Below are 21,626 nucleotides of genomic sequence, written 5' to 3' on the forward strand. Positions count from 1 at the left end.
CCTGCTGCGGATTATAGAGTTCCTTGGGGAGAGGGCTTGTGCAATTTGACCATCACGCCCTTAGAGGGCGTTTCTTGTGCTTATCCACCGCTTGGTGGATTGACAAATTGTATTTTGCTTCCCCGGTAATGTGACCCTAACCCCGTTCATCAGAGCCTTTCCAGGCATAATCTGTAGGCGGGATGAGTGCACTTACCGAAGTCCTGGTATTGGAAGCCTTAAAAACCGTCAACGACCCCGAGCTTCACAAGGATCTGGTGTCGCTGGGAATGGTCGAAAAAATTGTGGTAGATGGAGCCAGGGTCGCCGTCAAGATTAACCTGACCACCCCAGCCTGTCCGCTCAAGGAGCAGATTGAGGGGGATGTGCGCTCGGCCATCGGCAAGATTGGTGCTGCCGAGATTGAAGTGCACTTTGGCGCCCAGGTGCGGGCCCCACAGAACCTGCCCCTGCCGGGGATCAAGCACATTGTGGCCATCGCCTCGGGCAAGGGAGGGGTGGGCAAGAGCACCGTTGCTGCCAACCTGGCCATTGCCCTGGCCCAGGAGGGCGCCCGCGTGGGTTTGCTGGATGCCGATATCTACGGCCCCAGCCAGGCCCAGATGTTTGGCACCCAGGGCAGCAAGCTGAGGGTGGACGAGCAGAAGCGGATGGTGCCTCTGGAGCGCTATGGCATCAAGCTCATCAGCATTGCCAACATTGTCCCGCCGGGTCAGGCCATGGTCTGGCGCGGCCCCATTTTGCATGGCACCATCAAGCAATTCCTTCAGGAAGTAGCCTGGGGCGATCTCGATTATCTGATTATCGACCTGCCGCCCGGTACGGGGGACGTGCAGCTCTCCTTATCCCAGCTCACCCGGCTCTCCGGGGGGCTGATCGTTACCACCCCGCAGGACGTGGCGCGGATTGATGCCGAGCGGGCGGTGGACATGTTCAAGCGGGTGCAGGTGAATATCCTGGGCGTGATTGAAAACATGTCCTACTTTGAGCAAAACGGCCAGAGAACCTACATCTTTGGACAGGGCGGGGGCCGTAAGATGGCCGAGCAGTACAAGGCCGCCTTCCTGGGCGAGATTCCCATTGCGCTCTCGGTGCGCGAGGGGGGGGACAGCGGCGTGCCGGTGGTGGTTGGCGCCCCACAGTCACCCGAAGCCGAAGCCTTCCGCCAGGCGGCGCGGAATCTGGCGGGCCAGTTGTCGGTGCAGTCTTACCTGTTGCTGCCGATGGCATAGGGGTGTTATGGCCTTGGGAATGGGTGAAACCAAACTGCGTATCCTCGAGACCCTGCGCTCCAGGTCGAGTTGTGCGGGTTCGCTGGCCGAGTCGCTGGGCATCTCCAAGGTAGCGGTGCACCGGCACCTGGAAGACCTCGAGCGCGAGGGTCTGGTGCGGGCCCGCCTGGAGAAAAACGAGGGCCGGGGCCGCCCCAAGCAGGTTTACCAGGCCGTGGACGATCAAGCCCCCTACGCCCGCATGTGCGCCGATGTGCTCACCCACCTCAAGGAGCTTTTTGGCGAAGGGCTGGTGCTGGAGGTTCTCACCCGGCGCAACAACAAGCTGCTCGAGGAACTGGCCCCCCACCTGGAGGGGCTGAGCCTCGAGCAAAAAATCTACCGCCTGTCCGAATTTCTTACCGAACAAGGCTATCAGGCCCGTTTTTACTTTGAAAACGGGGCCTGGTATCTGGAGCAGGGTCGTTGCCCCAAGCTGGCCCTCTCGATGGAGCACGGTGAGTTCTGCCATACCGAACTCGAAATGTACAAGAAACTGCTGGGTGTTCCGGTGGTGCGCGAGAAGCGCATTGCTGCCGGAGACGATTGCTGCCGTTACCGCATTGATGCGCTGCCAGAATCAAGGTAGGAGCGAGGTGGGCTATGCCAGGCTTTTGTCGTTTTCCCCTTTCCCTCTTCCCCTGTGGGAGAGGGTGGCTACACCATCGGTTAGCTTGGCGCTCATTTTGCCGAACAGGACACTTCTAAGTACCTCCCGCCCATGTTTTTGGATAATGGCATGATCGAAAATCATTCGGGTATTGCGCCGGGAGCATGATTTTCTAGCGTAGCCTTGATTCATCTCTAAACCTTATACAGGCGCAACTTAATAGCAACCCGGTGCGCTGAGTGAGGGGGCTGCAACCAATGCTTCCAAGCAAATGATAAGAGCCTGGGGCTTTGCTTTGATGCTGGCGTATTTCTGCCTCGCAGTGTAGAATCCTGCTTCAGCGCTGACCCAAATAACCCAGCTCAAAAAGGCGTTGCCAGACCCGGCTCACCGGCAGTCCCATCACCGTGTAAAAATCGCCCTCAATGCGCTCTATAAGCACCATTCCCAGGCCCTGGGCCCCGTACCCTCCGGCCTTGTCCAGCCCTTCGCCGCTACCGGCATACCACTCGAGCTCCCACTCTTGCAAAACCCGAAAGGCAACCTTTGCTTCGACCACTTCGCTGTGCAGGCGCCCCTCGGGCTGCTGGATGGCAAAGCCCGTATAAACCGTGTGCGTGCGGCCCGAAAGCCTGCGCAAGAAGGCCTTGTTTTCTTCGACGTCCTGCGGCTTGCTCAGGGTCTCGTTGCCTATTGCCACCACGGTATCGGCAGCCAGTACCCACTGTCCCGGCTGCCAGATGGTCTGGGCTTTCCGGGCGGCCAGGGCTTCGGCCATGGGAGCGGGCTCGAGGTGCCCCAAAGCCTCTTCATCTATATCGGCAGGGCGTACCTCAAAGGGCAACGACAGCCGCTGTAGTAGCTCAGCCCGGCGGGGGCTCTGCGAGGCCAGAATCAGGGTGGGCAGGGTAGTCATGGGAGCTGGGGGGTAGGGGATGGGGGTGCTGGGGCGTTTCGCATGGGTTGTGTGAGGCTGAACCTGCCTACAAACGGGTTCCAGCGCGCCAGGTGGCCTCCACCTCACGCTGGTAGCGCTGGGCCAGGGCGCTGTCGCGCAAAATGAGCAGGTTTTCGTTGTTACGGCCAAAACCGGAGTTGGTGAAGTTGTAGCTGCCCGTGACCACCCACTCACCGTCCACCACCATCACTTTGTGGTGCATGGTGTAGGGGTTGCCGTCCTTGCGTACCTCAATTCCAGCTTGCTTCAAGGTTTCGTCCCGTGAGTTTTCCAGGTTCCGCGCATCAATCACCACCCGTACCCGAACCCCGCGCCGGTGGGCTTGCACCAGCGCCTCGACCATGCGGGTGTCGGTCAGGACAAAGGCGGCAATCCAGATCTCCCGATTGGCGCGCTTTAGCAAGTCGAGGATAGCACCCCGACCCTCGCGGCCTCCTGCTGGGCTAAAGTAGACGGTGCCTTCGGTGGAGCCAATCTGGAAGCGCTCGGAGCGGCCCAGCCCGCTTTCCTGGCCGGCGAAAATGGTATCGAACTCGGCCCGGTATACCTCCACCAGACCCCGCACCGGTAGCCACAGGCTGTTTTCGTTGTTGCGCTCAAAGGCATTCCAGGTCAGGTTGGTGCTGCCGGTCCAGACCCCTAAGTCGTCAATCAGCACAAACTTGTGGTGCATCAGGGCGTTGTTGCGGCTATCGTAGCAGACCTGCACCCGCTGCAGGGTTTCGCAACGGGCCTGGTTGCTGCTCCTAACGCCCAGACTTTCGCGGACTTCACGGTGGTAATCGGAATCGCTAAAGAGCCGTACCCGCACTCCCCTGGCGGCAGCCCGAACCAGGGCCTGGCCGATCTCGCGGTCTTCGAGCTCGAGGGTAGCCACCTCAATCCGGGTTTGGGCGGAGTTAATCAGGCCCAGCAGGCGGCTTTTGGCCTCGCGGCCCTGCGCGGGAGCAAAGTAGAGCTCGAGGCCCCCCGCGGCTTTGTAAACCTGGGGAATCGGGCGAAAGTAGGTATCCCAGACAAAATACCCCACTACCCCCAGCAAAAGCAGAAAAAGCCAGATTCGGTCGCCGCTTCGGCGGACTCGGCCCCGCCCCCTGGGTCGGAGCAAGCGCCACATGCTGGGCAGCAGGCTGAAAACGGGATGGTGACGCATAGCAGATGTCTACTGTACAACGCGATGCGGAATTTGTTGATGCAAGAGGAAGTTTGACCTCGAAAAGGCTTATGGCTCGTGGCTCGCAGTTGGCGGACAACTGAAACGAAGCTCAAGCCCCTGCTCACGTACCCATCGAGGTATTAGATTGCTCTAGCAGCTTTATGGTAGCTCAAAGGTGACTAGCGCAAGTTATTGGACTTGGGTACAATCTCATCATGCTCAATCTTCGGGAAAGGCAAAAGTTGCGCCGCCGTGATCGCATTTTCCGCACTGCTATCAACCTGTTCCGGGAGAAGGGGTTTCACCAGACCACCGCCACCGATATTGCCAAAGCCTCGCACGTATCGCGCGGTACATTTTTTAATTACTACGCCTACAAAGAAGCCGTATTGCTCGATTTCGGGGCGCAACTGCTGAGCGAGTTGCGTGAACAGGCCCTGGCCGAGTTAAGTCAGGGAGAGCCTCCCCTCGAGGTTTTGCGCCGGTTGTGGGATCGACTGGCCGAGGTGAGTGAACGGGAACGGGTACTGCTCTCGCCCCTGGCCTACGAGCTTTTGAACCCCGACCCCGAGCGGGCCAAGGCCGCCTTCGAGGCTTTGCCTCTGGGCGATCTGATTGCCGATATCCTGCGCCCACTCAAGCAGCAAGGCAAGTTGCGGGAAGATATGTCGCTCGAGCGCATCTCCCGCTCGATTGCCGATGTGTACCTGCTATCGGCGTTGCGCTGGGCGGCCTATACCCCGGGGCGGCGGCTCAAGGAAGAGATGACCAAGTTTCTCAACCTGATGCTGGAAGGGGCCGTAGCCCGCGAGACCGGCAAGCGGGAAAAGGCTGCTAAGTCCTGAAATGTACAGCTTGCTGATTCCCACGCCCATTGGCCCTCTTTTTGCTAGGGCCAGCCACCAGGCCCTCCTATCGGTGGAGTTGCTGGTGCTGGGTGAGGGCTTTCCGGAGCGCCCCAACCGGCTCCTGCATGGCCTGGCCCGCCGGGTAGAACGCTATTTTGCCGGAGAGGGGGAAACTTTTTCGGATATACCCCTGGACTATGCCGATTCCGACCCCCGACGGGTAGCCCTCTACGAAGAAGTTCGGCGCATCCCCCCTGGAGAAACCCGCAGCTATGCCCAGATGGGGCGCCTGTGCGGCCTGACCCCTAGGGCGGTGGGGGCGGGTATGCGGGCCTGCCCCTTTTTTCTGGTGATTCCGGCCCAGCGGGTGATTCATGCCGACGGGAGGCTGGGCGGGTTTGCGGGCCGAGAGGGTGTGAAGGCGTGGTTGCTACAGTTTGAGAGTCCGAAGCAGAAGGACAGCCTGTCTTACTGACCTGCCGGTCAGGTAGAGTATTGGGGTGACGCCTGAGCTACTGTATCAGCTTCGCTTCCTATCCGACCTGACCGAAGGCCCCGGTGGCAAACCCCTTTTTGTTTACACCGACATCGAGCGCCCCGAGAAAGAGCCCCCCCGTTACCGCTCCCGCCTGGCCATGTGGGATGGGGAGATGCGTTTGCTCACCCAGGGCGAGGCCAGAGCGCCCTTCTGGCGGGGCAACTACCTTTACTTCACCCGCAAGGTGGACAAAGCGCCCCAGCTTTTTCGCCTGCCCCTCTCGGGGGGCGAGGCCGAGCAGCTCACACACTTCAAGGCAGGGGTGGAGGGCTACAAGGTGAGCCCCGATGGCAGCCGGATTGCCCTGCTGACCCGAGGCGATTACGAGCCGCCCAAACCCGACGAACCCCGCATCTACGAAACCTGGCCGGTCAAATTCGATGCCAGGGGTTTGTTGCCGGGGCAGCCCCGGGAGCTCTGGCTGTGGGAAAGCGGGGCCACAAGACCGCTGGTTCAGCTTGCTCAGGATGTCGAAGAGGTGATCTGGAACGCGGTGGGCACTGGGCTGTACTTCACCGCTTCGGGTTCCCCCCAGGAGCGCTGGAGCTGGGTTCAACGGGCCTATCACGTGGGTTTGGACGGGCAGATAGACGAGCTCTTCGGAGGGGTGGGGCCCATTAGCGGCCTCGAGCCCACCCCGGATGGGGGGCTGGTCTACCTGGCTCATGCCTGGGAACGAGGGGGAGGTACCGAGTCCAGACTCTACTACCGGAGGCTGGACGGAAATATTCGCCTGCTGGCCGAGGGTTCATTCCTCAACTCAGTCAACTCGGATATGCGTATTGGCAACGGGGTACAAACCCCCAAGGTGGGGCCCGATGGGCGGGTGTACGTGGTGGTCACCCACCAGGGTTCGGCCCGCCTGCTGGCGGTGACCCTGGGGGGAGAGGCCCGGTTTTTTAGCCCACCGGAATTCAACATCCTGGGCTTTGCCTTCTGCGGCAACGACCTCTACACCCTCTCGGAAAATTTCACCCACGGCGCTTGCCTGACCCGCCGGGGAGATATACTCTTCGACCCTAACGCGGGTGTGTTGCCCGAACTGCCCACCCCGCAGGAGGTGCGCTACCCTGCACCTGAGGGCCATACCGTGCAGGGCTGGGTCTTGCTGCCCGAAGGCGAGGGCCCCCATCCCGTAATTCTGTACATTCACGGCGGCCCCCACACTGCTTTTGGCAATGCCCTGATGCTGCAGTTGCAGCTTTTCCGGGCTGCTGGCTTTGCCGTGGCCTACTGCAACCCCAGGGGTTCGACGGGCTACGGTCAGGACTATGTGGAGCTGGGCCGGCGCTGGGGCGATATTGACGAGCAAGACCTGCTGGGTTTTTTGGATTATGTGCTGGCGCAGTTTCCCCTGAATGCCCGCCGGGTGGCGGTGGCGGGGGGTTCCTACGGGGGCTACATGACCAACTGGCTCACCGCCCGGCACCCGACCCGATTCAAAGCCGCCGTGACCGACCGGAGCATCTGCAACTGGACGAGCTTTTTTGGCGCTTCCGACATTGGGCCGCGCTTTACCTATCTGCAACTGGGGGCCAGACCCTGGGAGAACCCCGAGGTGCTCTGGCAAAAAAGCCCGCTCTCGCTGGCGCATCAGGTGCAAACCCCCACCCTGGTGGTGCACTCCGAACAGGATCACCGCTGCCCTATAGACCAGGGCGAGACCTGGTACACGGTTTTGCTGCAAAAAGGGGTGCCCACCCGGTTTTTACGAGTGCCCGAAGAGGGCCACGAGCTGAGCCGCTCGGGTCGCCCGGACCGCCGCATTGCTCGATTGAATGCTTATCTGGAGTGGTTCAGGGCGTATTTGTAACGAGTAGCGTGCTCTTCACGTATGGATCCAGACGCATTCTCGCTTTCGTGGATGGCCACGTTTTTAAAGAGCGCTGTAATGCGATGCCATGACCGCCTCGAGGCCTGGGGGCTGCATTGGCCAGCAAAGGAGGCGGGATCTTCCCGCCTCCTTTGTGAATCCTGTGGGTTCAGGCTTTGGTTGTGTCCATGGCCTCGGGGATGACCCCGTAGGTTTCCTCGTAGCGCTGAATGTTCTCGGCCAGGCTGCGTAGCAGGGCCTTGGCGTGTTGAGGGCTGGTAATCACTCGACTGGTGACCACGGCTACGACCTGATTGGGCTGTCCGCCAGGTTGCATCAGGGCAAAGTCGAGATAGAACTCGTTTTTCTGGTGCGAAAAGATGGCGAAATTGGCGTATTTGCCAAGAGCAGTCTCGCGGTCAATATCTACACGTAGCTCCGGTACTTGAGAAACGTCACTCACGATAAAGCCTCCTGGAGGCGTGGGATACTTTTCTTAAGCTGAAAGCGCACCCGGCCCAGACTTTGCATGGAATCCATCAGCACCACCAGCAAGTACCCATCCTCGAGTGGAACCAGTAGCACTGGTCCCTCGGGGTACTCTACCATGACCTCTTCCACCTCGCCGCGCTCCAGTTCCTGGGACAGGGCCCGGGCAGAGGCCAGTGCTGTGGAGGCGGCGCCACCCAGAAAATCCACATCGGGGGCCTGGTCAGCGCGCAGGCTCTCAACCACGAAGCCATCCTCGGCCACCAGGGCTGAGGCCAACACCCCCTTGGTGACCTGCAACTCGCTCAGTATTTCTTGAACCATAGCTTGACTCCTAGATGGTTTGCGCCAAACGTAGCGCGAGGCGGGAAAGCTCATTGCCGATGCTCTTGCGATCGGCACCCTTCTCGACCACGGCTCCCAGAAAATAGCCACCAAAAACCACCACCAGAATTTCCCGGTGTTCAGTAGCGATGGTGAAGCGCCGGAGGTCGCCTCCCAGGCTTTTAGTCAGGGTGCGGCTGGCCCTGGCCAGGGTTGCCAGCTCGGCAGCCAGCAGCTCGGGCTCTGGGGTCTCCTTGCCAGCGCTTTCGATTACCAGGCCATCCTGGCTGGTCAAAATGGCTTGCCGAACACCCAGCGATACCAGGGTCTCGAGCATTTTCATCTGCCCCCCCAATCGTCCCAATACATACGGATTCTAGCCTAGCACAGCCTCTGTCCGGGTTTTGCCCAACTGCACAGCAAAGCGTTACGTGAAAACGAAGAGGGTCGGCCAGTGCGGAACGGCTGGCATGGAGGCGCTTCTTTTACTGGTAGCCCCGGCGGTTCTCCAGGGCCCTGGCCAGGGTTACTTCGTCGGCGTACTCGAGGCTCCCCCCCACCGGCAAGCCATAGGCCAGTCGGGTCGAGCGGATGTGTTGCTGGCTCAGCCGCTCGGCCAGATAGCTGGCGGTGGCCTCGCCCTCCACGGTCATGCCGGTAGCCAGGATGACCTCGTTCACGCCTTCCAGGCGGGCGAAAAGCCTTTCCAGATTAAGCTGTTCGGGCCCGATCCCCTCTAAGGGGTTGAGAGCACCGCCCAGCACGTGGTAGAGGCCGGTGTACTCGCCGCTGCGCTCGATGGCCATCAGGTCGGAGATGGTCTCGACCACACAGATCACGGTCTTGTCGCGCTCGGGGTCGGCGCAGATAGGGCAGAGCGCGTCTTCGGCCAGGTTGCCGCACTTAGGGCAGGGGTGCAGAGCCTGGGCCGCTTCCAGGCTGTCCCGCAAATCGCTCGCGATATCGGGGTTTTGTACCAGGAATAGCCCAAGTTTCTGGGCGCTTTTAGGGCCTATGCCTGGCAGGCCAGCAAGCGCACGGATGAGTCGGAGGAGCCGCTCGGGGTAGCGCATAGCAAGGCCGATAGCCGATAGACTTTAGCCATTTGCTACTGGCTATAAGCTATCAGCCAGCTTAGAACATTCCCCCCAGCATGCTGCCAATGCCGCCGAGCTCGCGGCTCATTTCTTTTTCTGAAAGGTCGTGGGCCTTTTTTTGCGCGTCCTGGATGGCGACCAGGAGCAGGTCTTCGAGGGCCTCGAGGTCGTCCTTGTCCACTGCTTCGGGTTTGAGCTTGACCCCCACAATTTGCCCGTGGCCATTAGACGTGACCTCGACCATACCTCCGCCCGCACTGCCCACCACCATCATGCTGCCCAGCCTTTCTTGAACTTCGGCGGCTTTTTTCTGGGCCTTCTGGGCCTCTTTCATGATTTTCTGGATGTTCATCTATGCCTCCACCACAACATCCAACATTATGGCATCAAGCAGCGCCCCATGCCATCACCCCGGTTCAGATTGACTGGTTTGATGCGGGATACCGCCTCGAAGGTGAACTACCAGCACCGCCAGGAATACCGCGAAGCCAGACAAGATCAATACCGTCAGTACCCCCAGGCGTGGCTCCAGAACCCCTGCCAAAAAAGTACCCATCAGTACGGCGCTTTGCATGGTAGCCCCAAAAGCAGCCATGATGCGTCCTCGCAACTCAGTGGGAGCTGCCAGTTGAATGATCGAGCGGGCCGGTATGATAAACATGCTGTTCAATATACCCAAAGCCACCATGGCAACGCCGGCCCAGATGGGAAAGGGAAAGAGCCCGGTAGAGGCCAGAAAGAGTCCCCAGGTGCCCAGTCCCAGCAGGAACACTGTCTCGCGGCTCAGGCGTTTGATCAGGGGCATGGTGATGAACAGGCCCAGGATGGCTCCGCCGGCCATCAGGGCCTCGAGTACGCCAAACCCCTGCACTCCAATTTTTAGAGCACCCACTGCATACACAATCCCCAGGGCGGCCTCCACCGAGCCGAAAGCGGCAGCCAGAGCCAGCGTTCCGATGGTTCTGCTCAGGGTGGGATTTCGCCACAACGGGCGTAGACCCTCCGCTACGGCGGCAAAATAGTTGCCCTTGCCTGCCTTGCCAGGAAGTGGGGGTAAAAGGGTCAGGAGCACGGCGGATATCAGGTAAGTAGTGGCATCAATCCAGAAGGCCGGGGCTGGCCCCACATTGGCAACCAGCACACCGGCCAGGGCTACAAAGGTCACGTCGGCAAAACGATTGGCAAAGTTCATCAGACCGTTGGCCTCGTCCAGCTCCGACTCGGGCACCATATCGGGGATGGCGCTGTTGCTGGCCGAGTAATGTACCGACTCAAAGGCGGCCATCAGAAATGCGATGATCATCAGGAGAGGCATGGAGCCAATAGCAAAAAGCGGGATACAGGCGACCAGGAGAGCCCGGGCCAGGTCTGAAAGAACCAGCAGAGTCCGGCGGTCGTAACGGTCGGACAGAGGCCCTAATAACGGCCCCAGCACTGCGCTGGCTACAAACTGGGCACCCAGAATCAGCGAGACCCAGACCGCATTCTGGGTTTCCTGATAGGCCACAAACAAGAGAGCGATGCGGTGAATCTTGCTGCCAACCAGCGACACCAGGACGGATGCGAACAGCCAGCGAAATCCGGTTTGCTTTAATACGCTCCACATAAGTTGCCCAATCATAACGAGTCAATCCTTTATCGTAAATATGTACTGAGTACAGAGTAGCTGTGATGCCCATGTGTCCACGCATTTGGCGGCTCCTGTGCTGTCCAGAACCATGCTATTTGTGGCTAGGCACCTGGAGAATCAGCTTTGATGAACCCCCACACGCCGCGATAGCCAGGGCCGAAAGCCGAAAACTCATGCCAAACTAAACTGAACCCCGTTCCTTCTCCCCTTGCGTAGAGGGTAGCAACACCCCGCCAGCATTTCAGGAGAATTGGGCCTTGCTTTCTGGGCTCTCTGGTGAGCGCAGATTGGCGTGGACTGTCTCAACGAGTTTCAATGAATGGCCGGGTTCAGAGGCCGGATGGTGATCAGACTGTGGGCTACTCGAGCCCCCTCCCGCGCCAGCACCAATCCACCTTCGGGCAGCATCCAGACCATCAAATCCAACAATTTGCGGGGTACCAGACCGGTTGAAGAGACGTACACGGCGTCTTCCTGGTAGCGCAGTGAGAGCACGGCACTGCCCGCCCTGACCGTGCTGGGGCTGTCACCTACGGTGGTGGAGCCCACGTTTTCGCCCAGGGTATCGCGGGAGGGGGGGCTGAATCCCAGCCATTCGGAGAGCTCGAGCTGCAAGACCTGGGCGTGGCTCTCCAACCCCAGGGCCCGCGCCACTTCGGCCAGATAGGCTGTCCAGCTCGAGTTTCTTTCGATGCGGCCCTTGACTACCTCGAGGCCCTTGCGGGCAAAGTCCTGGAGGTTGTCTATGGGGGCTTCGCCATATTTATTGGCCGATTCGGGATTGAACAGGGCATAGTTGACCTCGCCCTTGAACCGGGCCGAAAGCGCCCGCAGCAGGCGCAGGTAAGCAAAATGGTTCTCCGGCCACAACAGGAAGGTCAAGACCCGCCCTTCGGCCAGCAGGTTGGAAAGGGTGGCCGCCTCGCGGGGCTCGATGCGCAGATGCAGGTAGTCCTGATGGCGAATTATGTGCAACTCGGCATCCGGCAGGGTCAGACTAAAAGCCGCATTCTCCTCGATCATCCGCTCCTGCCCGTTCACGCTCAGTCCAAAAAGCTTACCTGCCTGCGAGATGCTAATTTCGTGGTTCCAGAAGTAGAAACGTTGCGGCATCAGACGCAGGTTGAGCGCTTTGGCATCGTGCGGAACAGACTGGAGTCCGTACTCCGGGCTCGGGCTACCCAGAATTTTTTGCGGAATTTGCGGCCAGCTAGCCTCTCCCCTGGGGGTGGGCAGGTAGCGGGTGAGCAGGGTGGTCAGACGCTCGATGGCTGCCGAAAAACGCCCCCGGTCATCCTCCATGACCAAAGACATCCGGCGCTCTTCGGCGGCGGCGGCCTGGAGGCGTTCTTCCAGGGCCCGAATTTCGCCGATGCTCAGGTTCTGGCGGTGGGCCTCCTCCAGCGCCCGGCGCAGGGCCTCGACGCCGGGCCCCCGGATGCTGGTGCGCAGCGAACCCTCGCTTTCCAGCACCCGCCGGGCAAAGCGCCGGATGTAGGGCACGGTTTCTTCCGGCGGCAGCTTGAGCTTGCTCGCGAGCGCAAAAGCCTCGCGGAACAGCTCCATCAACATGTTTTTGGCGATGTCCGGGTCATCGAGGTGCAACCTAGGATCCGAGACGCTGGGAATGGGGTGGGCCAGCACGAAGCGCGAGAGGTTGTAGTCCTGGGAGAACTGGGGGCTTTTGGAGTAGGCCTCGAGGTTTTGCAAGATGGCATAGGTCATGCGCAGCTCGTCGCGCTTGCCATGATTGAACGACTTGGCAGTTCGCAGGAGGTCGCGCTCGAGCCGGCTCCAGTACACGGCCTCGGCCAGCTTCTCCAGGGCCTCCCGCTCGGGGCTGGTCTCGGTTCCCTCCTCTTCCAGCAGAATCATGCCCAGATCGGGTGCGCTGCCCTCGTCCACGGTGGTCTTGTAACCAGGCCGGTGGGCTTTGAAACGCGCATCAATATCCCGGAACTTTTTGGCCAGCGGGCCCGGCAGGTTAGACTGAATCAAGGTCTGGCGCAGGCGGGTCAGGCCGGCCATTCCCCCTTTGGGTTCGTTGCCGGCTACAAGGTCGTCTACCTTGTATTCATATAGCTCGAGTAATTCAACCAGGCCCGCCTTCATTCAGACGGTATTATAAGGTGTCATGCGGCTGGCACGGCTCGAAATTGCCACAGAATCCAATATTGGTCGTCGTCGTCGAAACAACGAGGACTTTCACCGGGTTGCAGTGCATCCAACCCCAGCCGGCAACCTGGTTTTGCTGGCAGTGGCCGATGGCATGGGGGGGGCTGAAGCAGGCGAACTGGCCAGCAAACTGGCCATCGAGGGGGTCAGTTCAGCCGCCAAATCCTACGCCGAACACGCCGCTACGGGCCGCCCGGGGGTGGGGCTCAACCTGGTGATGGACAAAGCTTTCAAGCTGTCCCAGCGGCGGATTCTGCAAGAAGGCGAGCGGGTGCCTTCGCGCAAAGGTATGGGCACTACCCTCACCGCTGTCATGCTGACCGAATGGAACCGGCAGGCCGTGATCGGGCACGTGGGCGATACCCGCGCCTACCGCTACTCCTCGGGTCGCTGGACGCTCCTGACCCAGGATCACTCCTGGGTGGCCCAGCAGGTGCGCCAGGGGGTACTCACCGCCGAGCAGGCTGAGGATCATCCCTGGAAGCACATGCTCACCCAGGCCCTGGGCCTGTCCGATGTCCGGCACGATATTACCGCAGTGAACTTTGCCCCTGGGGAGGTGCTGGTGCTGGCTACCGATGGACTGTATGGCCTGGTGCCCCCGGAAGAATGGAACATTACCGGTGACCTGCAATCGGCCCTCGAGAGCTGGGTTAGCAAGGCTTTGGTGCGTGGTGGAACCGACAACATCACGGTGGTTGCAGCGAGGTTCAGATGAGCTACCTGATTGCTTTGTTGCTGGTGGGCATTTCCACTGCCTTGATTTTGCGCCTTGGGCACACCTGGCTGATGCTGGTGTTGGTAGCGCTGGTGTTGGGGGGTCTGGCGGTGTTGGGGGCCCAACCCCTGGTTCTGGCTACGGCCCTGCTGCTGGGCCTGGCTTCAATGTGGGTTCCCAAATCCACCCGGGTGGCCTTCAAACCCCGACCCAAGCCCGCACCCCGACCCTCCAAAACCAAGCCCAACCCCAAGGTATCGTTGGGGAACAGCGTCACCGGCCTCGAGGCCCTCTACGATATTCAGGAAAAGATCGGCATTGGGGGTATGGCCACGGTCTATAAGGGCCGCAGCAAGAAAGATGGCCGCCTGGTTGCGCTCAAGATTCCCCAGGAAAAATACATCGGCGACCCCCGGTTTGTGCGGCGCTTCCACCGCGAGGCCGAACTGCTGGCCCACCTCGACCATCCGGGTATCGTCAAAGTCTACGACCACGGCAATCAGGGCGATACCCACTACATCGCCATGGAATATCTCGATGGTGAAGGGCTGGATCGCTTGATCGAAAACAAGCGTCTGAGCATCCGGAGCATTGTGGAGGTGATGAGCCGGGTAGCCGAGGCCCTCCAGCACATTCACGCGCAGGGCATCATCCACCGCGACATCAAACCCGGCAACATCATGGTGCTCAAAAACGCCGTGCGCGACGATGGCAGTGTAGACCCCCGCGGGGTGCGCTTAATGGACTTCGGGATTGCCGCTGGCAAGGTACTGACCCGCCTGACTATTACCGGGGCCCGCATCGGTACCCCGGTCTACATGAGCCCCGAACAGGCCAAGGGCCAGCGCATTGACCACAAATCCGACATTTACAGTTTTGGGGTGGTCTTTTATGAAGCACTGTGCGGCCAACCACCCTTCCAGGGGGCCTACGAGGCGGTTATCCACCAACAGATAACCCAGATGCCCGCGCCCCCCAAGCAGGTCAACCCGGACATTCCGCAGGTGCTCTCCGATCTGGTCTACCGAATGCTGGAGAAAGACCCGGACAAACGCCCGGGCCTGGAAGCGGTGCTGGAGGTGTTGCGCGGAAAATGGCAGGAAGACCCCGGTCTTACCGCCCCCCTCTACCTGGCCCTGGCGGTGGAGGCCAAGAAGGGCACCCTGCGCTTGATGGATCTGAACGGTACCCTGATGCGGATGTGGAGCGGGGTAGGCAGCGGGCGGGGCATGTTCCCTTCGCCCCCACTTTCGCTCACAATAGATAAAAACGGCGGCTTCTGGATCAGCCTGTTTGAATATGGTGGCGGCGCGGTGCGGTTGGTACACCGCTTCGATGCAGAGGGTGAGCTCACCCATTCGATTGCACCCTATGGCATGAAAATGGGGGAATTGCTGTACCCTATCGCGCTGGCAGCGGTGCCCGATGGCCTGCTGGCGCTGGATGGTGAGGCCTGCACCATCACCCGCTTCGACCTGGAGGGCAAACCGGTGACACGCTTTGGGGGTTCAGGGCAGGGCCGGGGCACCTTTGAGTCGCCCAGGGCCCTGCTGGCCAGCCGCAACTACATTTTTGTCCTCGACTACGGCAACCGCCAGGTGCAGCGCCTGGATTTGAGCGGTCAGTATATCTCGCGCTATGCCTTCCGCAAGAGCCGGGAGTCGCAGGAACTGCGGCTGCTGGGCGGCCTGGGCCTGACCCCCGACGACCAGCTTTTGATTTACGACTCGGACAGCCAGAAAATTCGCAAGCTCTCCCTCGAGGGCGAAGTTTTGCTCTCGCTGCCGTTGCCGGTGGCCGAGGGCGAAGACCCCACCAGCCAGGTGGAGATGGTGGTACAGGACGATATCATCTACGCCATCCGGCGGGGCGGCACCAAGATTCACCGGGTTAAGTTGGACGGGCAAGCCCTCTCGAGCCTCGAGGTGTATGCCCCCTTGCGCGGCATCGCCTTCTGGCACAACACCCAGAAGGCCAAGGCCGAAGCGCCCATAGACCTCTCGGTTCAAGTCTTTGACTAGTGGCTAGTGCACTGGTAGGTAAATTTTGGTTTCATTCCGAACTGAGCGAAGCGATGAGGAATCTGATCTGCCTCAGTCCACTGTATTCACCGTCTGTTTGCAGTTCCAGATTCCTCATTGCACTGCGTGGCCTCGGAATGACTACAAGAAATCAAGGGCAGAAGTTGGGTTCAATGGAGGCATCTCAAACACTTTGTTACCAGAGCACTAGTCTTGCGTAGTTCGAGTTGGGGTAAGACCGGCTGCTTTATGCGGCTTCCTTGGAAAGGCGTTCCAGGCCACCGGGGTTTTCCAGCACCAGCTTGCCATAGCCGGAGCGGATGTAACCCTCGCGGGTGAGTTCGCCGATCACCTTGGTGACAGTCTCGCGTACTGATCCTACTGCAGAGGCAATTTCGTCGTGGGTGGCCCTGACCCCCACCCGCCCGTTCTTCTCGGTGAAAGCCACGGGGGTGCGGGCGAGGTCCAGCAAAGTGGCAGCAATGCGATTTTTGAGACGCTGTCCGGAGATGCGCTGAATGGTCTGGTAGGTTTGGCTCAGCGCTTTAACCAGGCCTTGTACCAGGTCGGCCACTTCCTGGGGAGATAGCTGAGCAGGTGCTAAGGCATCTACCTTGGTTTCAGTAACGGCCTCGGCAAAGTAGGTGCGCTCGGCGGCGGAAATTACCTCTTCGCCAAAATACTCACCAGGACGCACAAAGCGTAGGGTCAGGGCATTGCCCTCGTCGTCTACGCTCTGGAGCCTTACTAGACCCTCCCGAACCCGGTAGAGCTGATCCTTAGGGCTGGGCTCTCCGGGATAGAGAATAATCTCGCCAGGATCGAAGGTTAGGGTGTCTAAGATGCTGGTTTGCATTTGTTCATCTCTCCTCAAATCCGACTATAACAGGCTTGGGTGATTTTGTAAACATTTGTGTTGATATATTTGAAGTGAGTGAGGACGCATTTGGAAAGATGTGTAAGGTGGGCTTGGTATTTGTGTATACGAAAAGAACCGCTGGGCTGGATGTGGCCATGGGTAGGCGGCGAAGAAGTTGGTTACCACCAGCCCCGGCGTTTCATCCAGAGGGCCAGCCCCCCGCCGATCAAGAGCAGCCCTCCCCAGAAAAATATCCGCCCACTGGCCCACTGGTACTCGGTGAAGGCTTCAAAGTTGGTGCCGTAAATACCGGCCCAGAGGGTCATGGGTAAAAACAGCACCGAGATCACCGTGAGGGCCTGTACCACCCGGTTGAGCCGGTTGTTCTGGGCCGAAAGGTGTACTTCAAGCACGTTGGACAGCTCGTCCCTGGCGGCGTCCAGGCCCTCGTAGACCCGGCCCATGCGGTCGGTAAGGTCGCGGAAAAGGTAGGCTTCGGCGCCAAGCAAGGGGAGGCGCTCGAGGTGCAGCAAAGCCTCGCGGGCCTGCGAAACCAGGCGCCGTACCCGCAGCACTTCCCGACGGCCCGCAAAAACCAGGCGGGGGGTCTCGGGGGTGTTGTCGCCGTTCATGGCCAGCTCTTCGAGGTCTTCCACCCGGTCGGTGAGGGCATCAGTGTACTCGAAAAAGGTCTGTACGCCCTGGTCGAGCAGGCGCTGCCACAGCCGCAAGCACGATCCCCCGCGAAAGCTGTTCCAGATTTGCTCGAGGTAGTCTACGGGCTCGTTGCGGTAGGTGAGCAGTACCTGGGTCTCGGGGAAGTAGAAGTACGAGACCCGCTCGGTGCGGCTGTGGGCGTTGCCCGGGGCCTCGAGGGTGCGAAAAATCAGAAAGAGGTGCTTGGGATACTCCTCGAAGCGGCTCCAGTGGCCAATCTCCTGGGCATCGGCCAGGGCCAGGGGGTTGAGCGGATACAGTTGCTGAATCAGGGCGATTTCCTCGGGGGTGGGGGTCTCGACATCCACCCAGACCTCGGCCTGCATGGGGCCACAGGTCATACCGTCGGCGAGTTGCTTGGCCCGAATCATGGCCTATAGCTTATCGCTTGTGGCCAATGGCTCCAAAAACAAGGCAGCCCGGTTAAGTTGCGCCCGTATTTAGATATGAATTCAGGCTGCACCAGAAAATCATGCTCCGGGCGCAATACCCGAATGATTCTCGACCATCCCAGTAGGGAGGTACTTAGGTGCTTTGCGTAATCCACTCGAGGTAGCTCTTCAAACCCGCCTCGATCCTGTGAGCGATGATTTCCGGAACCTCGTAGGGGTGCAGTTCTTTGATGCGGGCCTCGAGCGCCGGGTAGCGAGCCTGGGTGGTCTTGATGATAAGCAGCAGCTCGGGGTTCTCCTGCACCTCGCCCTGCCAGCGATAGACCGAGGTGATGCCCGGCAGCAGGTTGACGCATGCAGCCAGGCCTTCGTGCACAAGGGTTCGGGCTATTGTCTGGCCCGTAGAGGCGTCAGGCACGGTACAGAGCACGATCAGATACATATCCATAGGTTATTTGCTCAGCCTTTGTGTGACCAGGCGGGCGGCTGCCAGATCCCACAGCGCATGTCCCACACTCTTGAACAGCACGATGCCGGCCTTTGGTCTGGTTTGTTGTAGAGCTGATTCCAGCGACTGCACCTGGCTCCAGTCTATCTGGGCCTGTAGCAGATCGCCCGCTTCCGAACGCGCACCCTCGAGCGTGTCCACAAAAAGCTGAGCCTGGTGTACCACTTCCGGCGCGACCTCGGCCATGTTGGGCTGGTAGGCCCCCACCGCGGCAATAAAGGCATCGGGAGGAGCTTGGAATAAGATGGGAGTCCGGCTGGTAGTGGCGCAGACGATCAGGCTGGCTTCGTGCAGGGCGGGCTCGAGCGAGGCGATGGCCTGGGCCAGCATGCGGCGCTGGCGGGCATAAGAGGCCAGCGCTTCAGAATGTTCAAAGCTGCGCGAATAAACGTACACCTTGTCGGTTCCCAGGCCCTCCTGGAATGCTTCCAGGTGGCTTCTGCCCTGGGTGCCCGCTCCAATGATGAGGAGCGGGCCAGTGGGGTTGGGGGCCAGGGTTTGGGCCGCCAGCAACGACACCGCAGCCGTGCGGCGGGCCGTCACCACGGAACCCTCCAGCAAGGCCAGGCGTTCGCCGGTGTCGGTGCGCATCACCCAGACCTCGGCCCGCACGCTAGGGTGTTGCTGGGGGTGCACCGTTACCAGTTTGGTTACGGTAATGGAAGGGTCGGCAGCGGGCATCAGCAACAGGGTTGCGCCGCCCGCCAGCGGCACCACCAGGCGTTCGGGAGCGGTTATCTGACCCCTGGCATGGTCAGCCAGCACCCGCGCAATAGATTCCGCCAGCGCGGGGTAGGGAAGAAGCGCAGCGGTTTCCTCCGCAGAAAGGATTCGCATGTGTCTAGCCTACTCCGTAAACTGGGCTTACGGCGTGGTTTGCGGTTTGATTCCGACGAAAGAGAAAGGCGACAGCCCACCCCTCCGACGACGGCGCTACCAGCCGGAGGTGGTCTCCTGAACCACCCTATGCAGTTTGCGTTGAGAGAACCTGCACCACATCGCCAACCTGAACCACTCCACCCTCGAGCACCCTGGCGTACAGGCCGCGCCGACCTAGAAGCACCTTGGGTAAGCGCAGGTCGAAGACCGAGAGGGAGCTGCACACAGTGCAGACGGTGGTCAGTTCCAGCAACACCGTTCCGATCTGAAGGTGGGCCCCAGGCTCCAGCTGGTGGGGGTCAAAGTCCACCAGAATGTTCTCGCCCAGCGCTCCAGAGGGTAGCAGGATGCCCGCTCGAGCAGCCAGGTCATAGGTTGCACGCCCTGCAATTAGCACCGCACGGTCGGGGTGCTTGCCGAAATGCCGATCCCCCTCCACGCCTTTGCCGGCCACCAGCACTGCTTGAGGGATGGGGGGTTTGGGCAGGGTGTCGCCCTGCCCGGCGTGAAGGGATAAAACCGTGTTCATCGCAGGCCAAGCTGTTGACGCGCTGCCAGCACCTGCTGGACGCTCAGGTTCTTGCCTCGCTGGGCCTGCACCTCAGCCTCGGTAAAAGGCGTCTGGCCAGAAGGCAGCGCATTGCCCCACTGGGTGGCAATGTAGTTCAACACAGCGGCAAGTTCGGCATTGCTGAGCTGGGCGTATCCTGGCATGACCCCGTTGTAGCTAGCGCCCTTGACGCTGATCTGGCCTTGCAGGCCGTAGAGCATGACCTGAATCAGCCACTCGCGTCCACCCCGGGCCGCCAGAATCTCGGGCACGTGCCCGGCCAGGGGTGGGAAAACTCCTGGAAGACCTGCGCCATTGGCCTGATGGCAGCCAATGCAGTTGTTGTAGACCTGTGCTCCATTAACTGTGGTAGCAGCCTGGGTTTGGGTGGGCGCCGGTGCAGTTGCCCCTGGCGCCAGACGGGTGGCCAGGTAGTTCAAAATGGCGGTGCGTTCCTCCGGGGTTAGCCTGAGGCCGTAATTCTGCATCTCGGTAATCAGGCTATCCCAGCGCTCGCGGGTTTGGCGCTCTCGAGTGACAAAGCCGATTTCGTGGCAGGTCTGGCACTTCTGCAAAACGAGTTCGCGGCCAGGCCCCTCGGGAAGCGCGTTCTGGCCAAGGCCCATCCATAAACCAACAGCTGCTAATAAAGTTACCCATACCAGGTATCTGGTTTTCATGTGTGCTTGTCCTCCCTGAACCAAGAGCATAACATGCTCTGATGGACGTTTTTGTGCGCGTTGACTAGTTTTGCACAAAACTAAAGAGATTCTAAAAAAGCAACCGGCAACCGGGGGTATTGGGCTGCCGGTTGGTGCGTGCCAAAATGTTCAAGTGACCTTGAACTTGACCCGCATTACCCCGTTCCATTCATAGCCGCGCTCGTTCCACCACACGTTGCCGTCCATAGGCTGGGTGCGGCCCAGGGCGTCGGTGGCGCGGGCCATCACTTCGTAGTCGCCAGGGGCCAGCAACTGCGGCGAGACCCAGCGGTACCAGCCGAATTTGCCATCGTTTCCCTCGATGAGAGCCTTGCGCCAGGTGGTTCCACCGTTCACCGAGACCTCCACAGACTCGATGGGAGCCAGGCCATCGTTCCAGGCTACACCGCGAATCTCTACCCGGCGGCCCCGGACACTGGCCCCGGCCAGCGGAGAGAGGATGAAGGAGTTGATGTTAGCGCCCCAGTTGGAGCGGGAGTTGTCCAGGGTGTAGTTGTAGCGGCTGCCCGGCTGGGTGGGCAGGATGGGGGTGTTCCAACCCGGAAGCACCGGCACCCGGTAGCGGGGCACCTGCTCGTTGCCGGGGCTTTCGCTGGCGGTAAAGTCGAGCTTGACAATCCACTTCACGTTGGGCGTGCCAAAGGTACCGGCGGCCACCAGCCGTACCGGGCCGCCGTGTACAGCCGGTAGGGGTTCGCCGTTCATGCCCAGAGCCAGCATGGCGCTGTTGTACTCCAGCACGCTAATGGGGAAGCTCTTCTCGTAGGGCTGGGCGCCGCCCTGGGTAGAGGCGTTCATGGTGATGAAGCGGGCGTTATCCCGCAACTTGACCCCTTTGGCCTCGAGCAGGGTCTTGAGGAGCACCCCCCGCCAGGTGACCTGGCCCACGCCGCCATAGGTCCAGGGGTTCCCCGAGGGCCGGGGGTTGAAGAACGAGCGGCCGTTGCCGGAGCACTGCAGCACGCTTGTAACCTCAGTCTGGGGTAGCCGGGAAAGCTCTTCCACGGTAATGCGGAATGGGGCGTCTATGAGGCCACCCACCTCCACCACCCAGCCCGGCTGTACGTTGGGCTCGGTGGTGTTGAGGCCCGGAAGGTCTATGTTGTTGCGGATGAAAAGATTGGCCTTGCTGGTAATCCGCTCGGAGCCGAGCAGCTCCAGCGTAGACTCCATCACCACCGGGCGCGAGGAGAGCACCACCAGCTTGGGGTTCTTGCCCCGCACCACCTGATCGGCGGTGGCTTGCTGGGCTGAAGCCATGCCCATCATCCCCACGGCTGCACCCGCAACGGCGGATTTTTTCAGGAACGCCCGGCGGGTCATTTCCTCGGGGGACACGGTGTTATCTTCA

The 21,626-nt window shown here is 60.4% G+C and carries 23 protein-coding genes; 7 read left to right on the plus strand and 16 right to left on the minus strand.

Going from position 1 to position 21,626, the window contains the following annotated elements:
- Positions 1-182 precede the first annotated feature (182 nt).
- Complete coding sequence (locus J3L12_RS09600; protein WP_208014836.1) at positions 183-1,232, plus strand: Mrp/NBP35 family ATP-binding protein; 1,050 nt, start codon at positions 183-185, stop codon at positions 1,230-1,232.
- A gap of 19 nt (positions 1,233-1,251) precedes the next feature.
- Positions 1,252-1,860: an ArsR family transcriptional regulator gene (locus tag J3L12_RS09605; RefSeq protein WP_347708876.1), complete on the plus strand. Its 609-nt coding sequence runs from the start codon at positions 1,252-1,254 to the stop codon at positions 1,858-1,860.
- 358 nt (positions 1,861-2,218) lie between these two features.
- Here the strand turns inward: J3L12_RS09605 and J3L12_RS09610 are convergent, their stop codons facing one another.
- Together J3L12_RS09610 and J3L12_RS09615 are read right to left on the minus strand one after the other, a co-directional pair.
- The gene (locus tag J3L12_RS09610) at positions 2,219-2,797 is read right to left on the minus strand and encodes a Maf family protein (protein WP_208014838.1); all 579 of its coding nucleotides are present in this window, start codon (positions 2,795-2,797) and stop codon (positions 2,219-2,221) included.
- A 67-nt stretch (positions 2,798-2,864) separates the two neighbouring features.
- Positions 2,865-3,992: a phospholipase D-like domain-containing protein gene (locus J3L12_RS09615; protein ID WP_243455114.1), complete on the minus strand. Its 1,128-nt coding sequence runs from the start codon at positions 3,990-3,992 to the stop codon at positions 2,865-2,867.
- A gap of 218 nt (positions 3,993-4,210) precedes the next feature.
- On the opposite strand from J3L12_RS09615, the gene J3L12_RS09620 reads away from it, so the two are divergent.
- From J3L12_RS09620 to J3L12_RS09630, 3 genes are read left to right on the plus strand one after another with little or no spacing between them, the layout of a single operon-like run.
- Positions 4,211-4,840, plus strand: a complete 630-nt coding sequence (locus J3L12_RS09620; protein ID WP_208014839.1) for a TetR/AcrR family transcriptional regulator — start codon at positions 4,211-4,213, stop codon at positions 4,838-4,840.
- Between the two features lies 1 nt (position 4,841).
- Positions 4,842-5,318, plus strand: a complete 477-nt coding sequence (locus J3L12_RS09625; RefSeq protein WP_208014840.1) for a methylated-DNA--[protein]-cysteine S-methyltransferase — start codon at positions 4,842-4,844, stop codon at positions 5,316-5,318.
- A 25-nt stretch (positions 5,319-5,343) separates the two neighbouring features.
- Positions 5,344-7,194, plus strand: a complete 1,851-nt coding sequence (locus J3L12_RS09630) for a S9 family peptidase (RefSeq protein ID WP_208014841.1) — start codon at positions 5,344-5,346, stop codon at positions 7,192-7,194.
- A 169-nt stretch (positions 7,195-7,363) separates the two neighbouring features.
- Here the strand turns inward: J3L12_RS09630 and J3L12_RS09635 are convergent, their stop codons facing one another.
- From J3L12_RS09635 to J3L12_RS09665, 7 genes are all read right to left on the minus strand, one after another.
- A complete protein-coding gene (locus J3L12_RS09635) occupies positions 7,364-7,657 on the minus strand; it encodes a DUF3467 domain-containing protein (protein WP_208014842.1) in 294 nt (97 codons plus the stop codon).
- Positions 7,654-8,007 (minus strand): roadblock/LC7 domain-containing protein, encoded by a 354-nt coding sequence (locus J3L12_RS09640; RefSeq protein ID WP_208014843.1) that lies wholly within the window; start codon positions 8,005-8,007, stop codon positions 7,654-7,656. The genes J3L12_RS09635 and J3L12_RS09640 overlap by 4 nt, the downstream gene beginning before the upstream one ends.
- A gap of 10 nt (positions 8,008-8,017) precedes the next feature.
- On the minus strand, positions 8,018-8,350 hold the full coding sequence (locus J3L12_RS09645; RefSeq protein WP_208014844.1) for a roadblock/LC7 domain-containing protein: 333 nt from the start codon (positions 8,348-8,350) through the stop codon (positions 8,018-8,020).
- 142 nt (positions 8,351-8,492) lie between these two features.
- Positions 8,493-9,080 (minus strand): recombination mediator RecR, encoded by a 588-nt coding sequence (recR, locus tag J3L12_RS09650; protein WP_208014845.1) that lies wholly within the window; start codon positions 9,078-9,080, stop codon positions 8,493-8,495.
- A gap of 61 nt (positions 9,081-9,141) precedes the next feature.
- On the minus strand, positions 9,142-9,456 hold the full coding sequence (locus J3L12_RS09655; protein ID WP_208014846.1) for a YbaB/EbfC family nucleoid-associated protein: 315 nt from the start codon (positions 9,454-9,456) through the stop codon (positions 9,142-9,144).
- 54 nt (positions 9,457-9,510) lie between these two features.
- A complete protein-coding gene (locus tag J3L12_RS09660; RefSeq protein WP_243455115.1) occupies positions 9,511-10,725 on the minus strand; it encodes an MFS transporter in 1,215 nt (404 codons plus the stop codon).
- A 321-nt stretch (positions 10,726-11,046) separates the two neighbouring features.
- Positions 11,047-12,846, minus strand: a complete 1,800-nt coding sequence (locus J3L12_RS09665) for a hypothetical protein (protein ID WP_208014847.1) — start codon at positions 12,844-12,846, stop codon at positions 11,047-11,049.
- 22 nt (positions 12,847-12,868) lie between these two features.
- Here J3L12_RS09665 and J3L12_RS09670 point away from each other — a divergent pair, with 22 nt between their 5' ends.
- Together J3L12_RS09670 and J3L12_RS09675 are read left to right on the plus strand one after the other, a co-directional pair.
- Positions 12,869-13,627 (plus strand): protein phosphatase 2C domain-containing protein, encoded by a 759-nt coding sequence (locus tag J3L12_RS09670; protein WP_208014848.1) that lies wholly within the window; start codon positions 12,869-12,871, stop codon positions 13,625-13,627.
- Entirely contained in the window at positions 13,624-15,648 is a 2,025-nt protein-coding gene (locus tag J3L12_RS09675; protein WP_208014849.1) for a protein kinase, read from the plus strand. The genes J3L12_RS09670 and J3L12_RS09675 overlap by 4 nt, the downstream gene beginning before the upstream one ends.
- Before the next feature lie 247 nt (positions 15,649-15,895).
- Here J3L12_RS09675 and J3L12_RS09680 read toward each other — a convergent pair whose 3' ends face one another.
- The 7 genes from J3L12_RS09680 to J3L12_RS09710 form a co-directional block, all read right to left on the minus strand.
- Positions 15,896-16,504 (minus strand): helix-turn-helix domain-containing protein, encoded by a 609-nt coding sequence (locus tag J3L12_RS09680; RefSeq protein ID WP_208014850.1) that lies wholly within the window; start codon positions 16,502-16,504, stop codon positions 15,896-15,898.
- A 182-nt stretch (positions 16,505-16,686) separates the two neighbouring features.
- Positions 16,687-17,595 carry a magnesium transporter CorA family protein gene (locus J3L12_RS09685; protein ID WP_208014851.1) on the minus strand — a complete coding sequence of 303 codons (909 nt, stop codon included), beginning with the start codon at positions 17,593-17,595 and terminating at the stop codon, positions 16,687-16,689.
- Between the two features lie 154 nt (positions 17,596-17,749).
- Positions 17,750-18,058, minus strand: coding sequence for a divalent-cation tolerance protein CutA (gene cutA, locus J3L12_RS09690; RefSeq protein WP_208014890.1), 309 nt, complete (start codon positions 18,056-18,058; stop codon positions 17,750-17,752).
- Positions 18,059-18,067: 9 nt separating this feature from the next.
- Positions 18,068-18,961, minus strand: coding sequence for a delta(1)-pyrroline-2-carboxylate reductase family protein (locus tag J3L12_RS09695; RefSeq protein WP_208014852.1), 894 nt, complete (start codon positions 18,959-18,961; stop codon positions 18,068-18,070).
- A 127-nt stretch (positions 18,962-19,088) separates the two neighbouring features.
- Positions 19,089-19,532 carry an MOSC domain-containing protein gene (locus J3L12_RS09700; protein ID WP_208014853.1) on the minus strand — a complete coding sequence of 148 codons (444 nt, stop codon included), beginning with the start codon at positions 19,530-19,532 and terminating at the stop codon, positions 19,089-19,091.
- Complete coding sequence (locus J3L12_RS16955; RefSeq protein ID WP_208014854.1) at positions 19,529-20,233, minus strand: c-type cytochrome; 705 nt, start codon at positions 20,231-20,233, stop codon at positions 19,529-19,531. Before J3L12_RS16955 ends, J3L12_RS09700 begins: the two co-directional genes overlap by 4 nt.
- A gap of 150 nt (positions 20,234-20,383) precedes the next feature.
- Positions 20,384-21,613, minus strand: coding sequence for a molybdopterin-dependent oxidoreductase (locus tag J3L12_RS09710; protein WP_347708877.1), 1,230 nt, complete (start codon positions 21,611-21,613; stop codon positions 20,384-20,386).
- Positions 21,614-21,626 lie beyond the last annotated feature (13 nt).

Origin of the sequence: Meiothermus sp. CFH 77666, from assembly GCF_017497985.1 — a bacterium.
In the GTDB taxonomy this organism is placed as follows: Bacteria; Deinococcota; Deinococci; order Deinococcales; family Thermaceae; genus Meiothermus.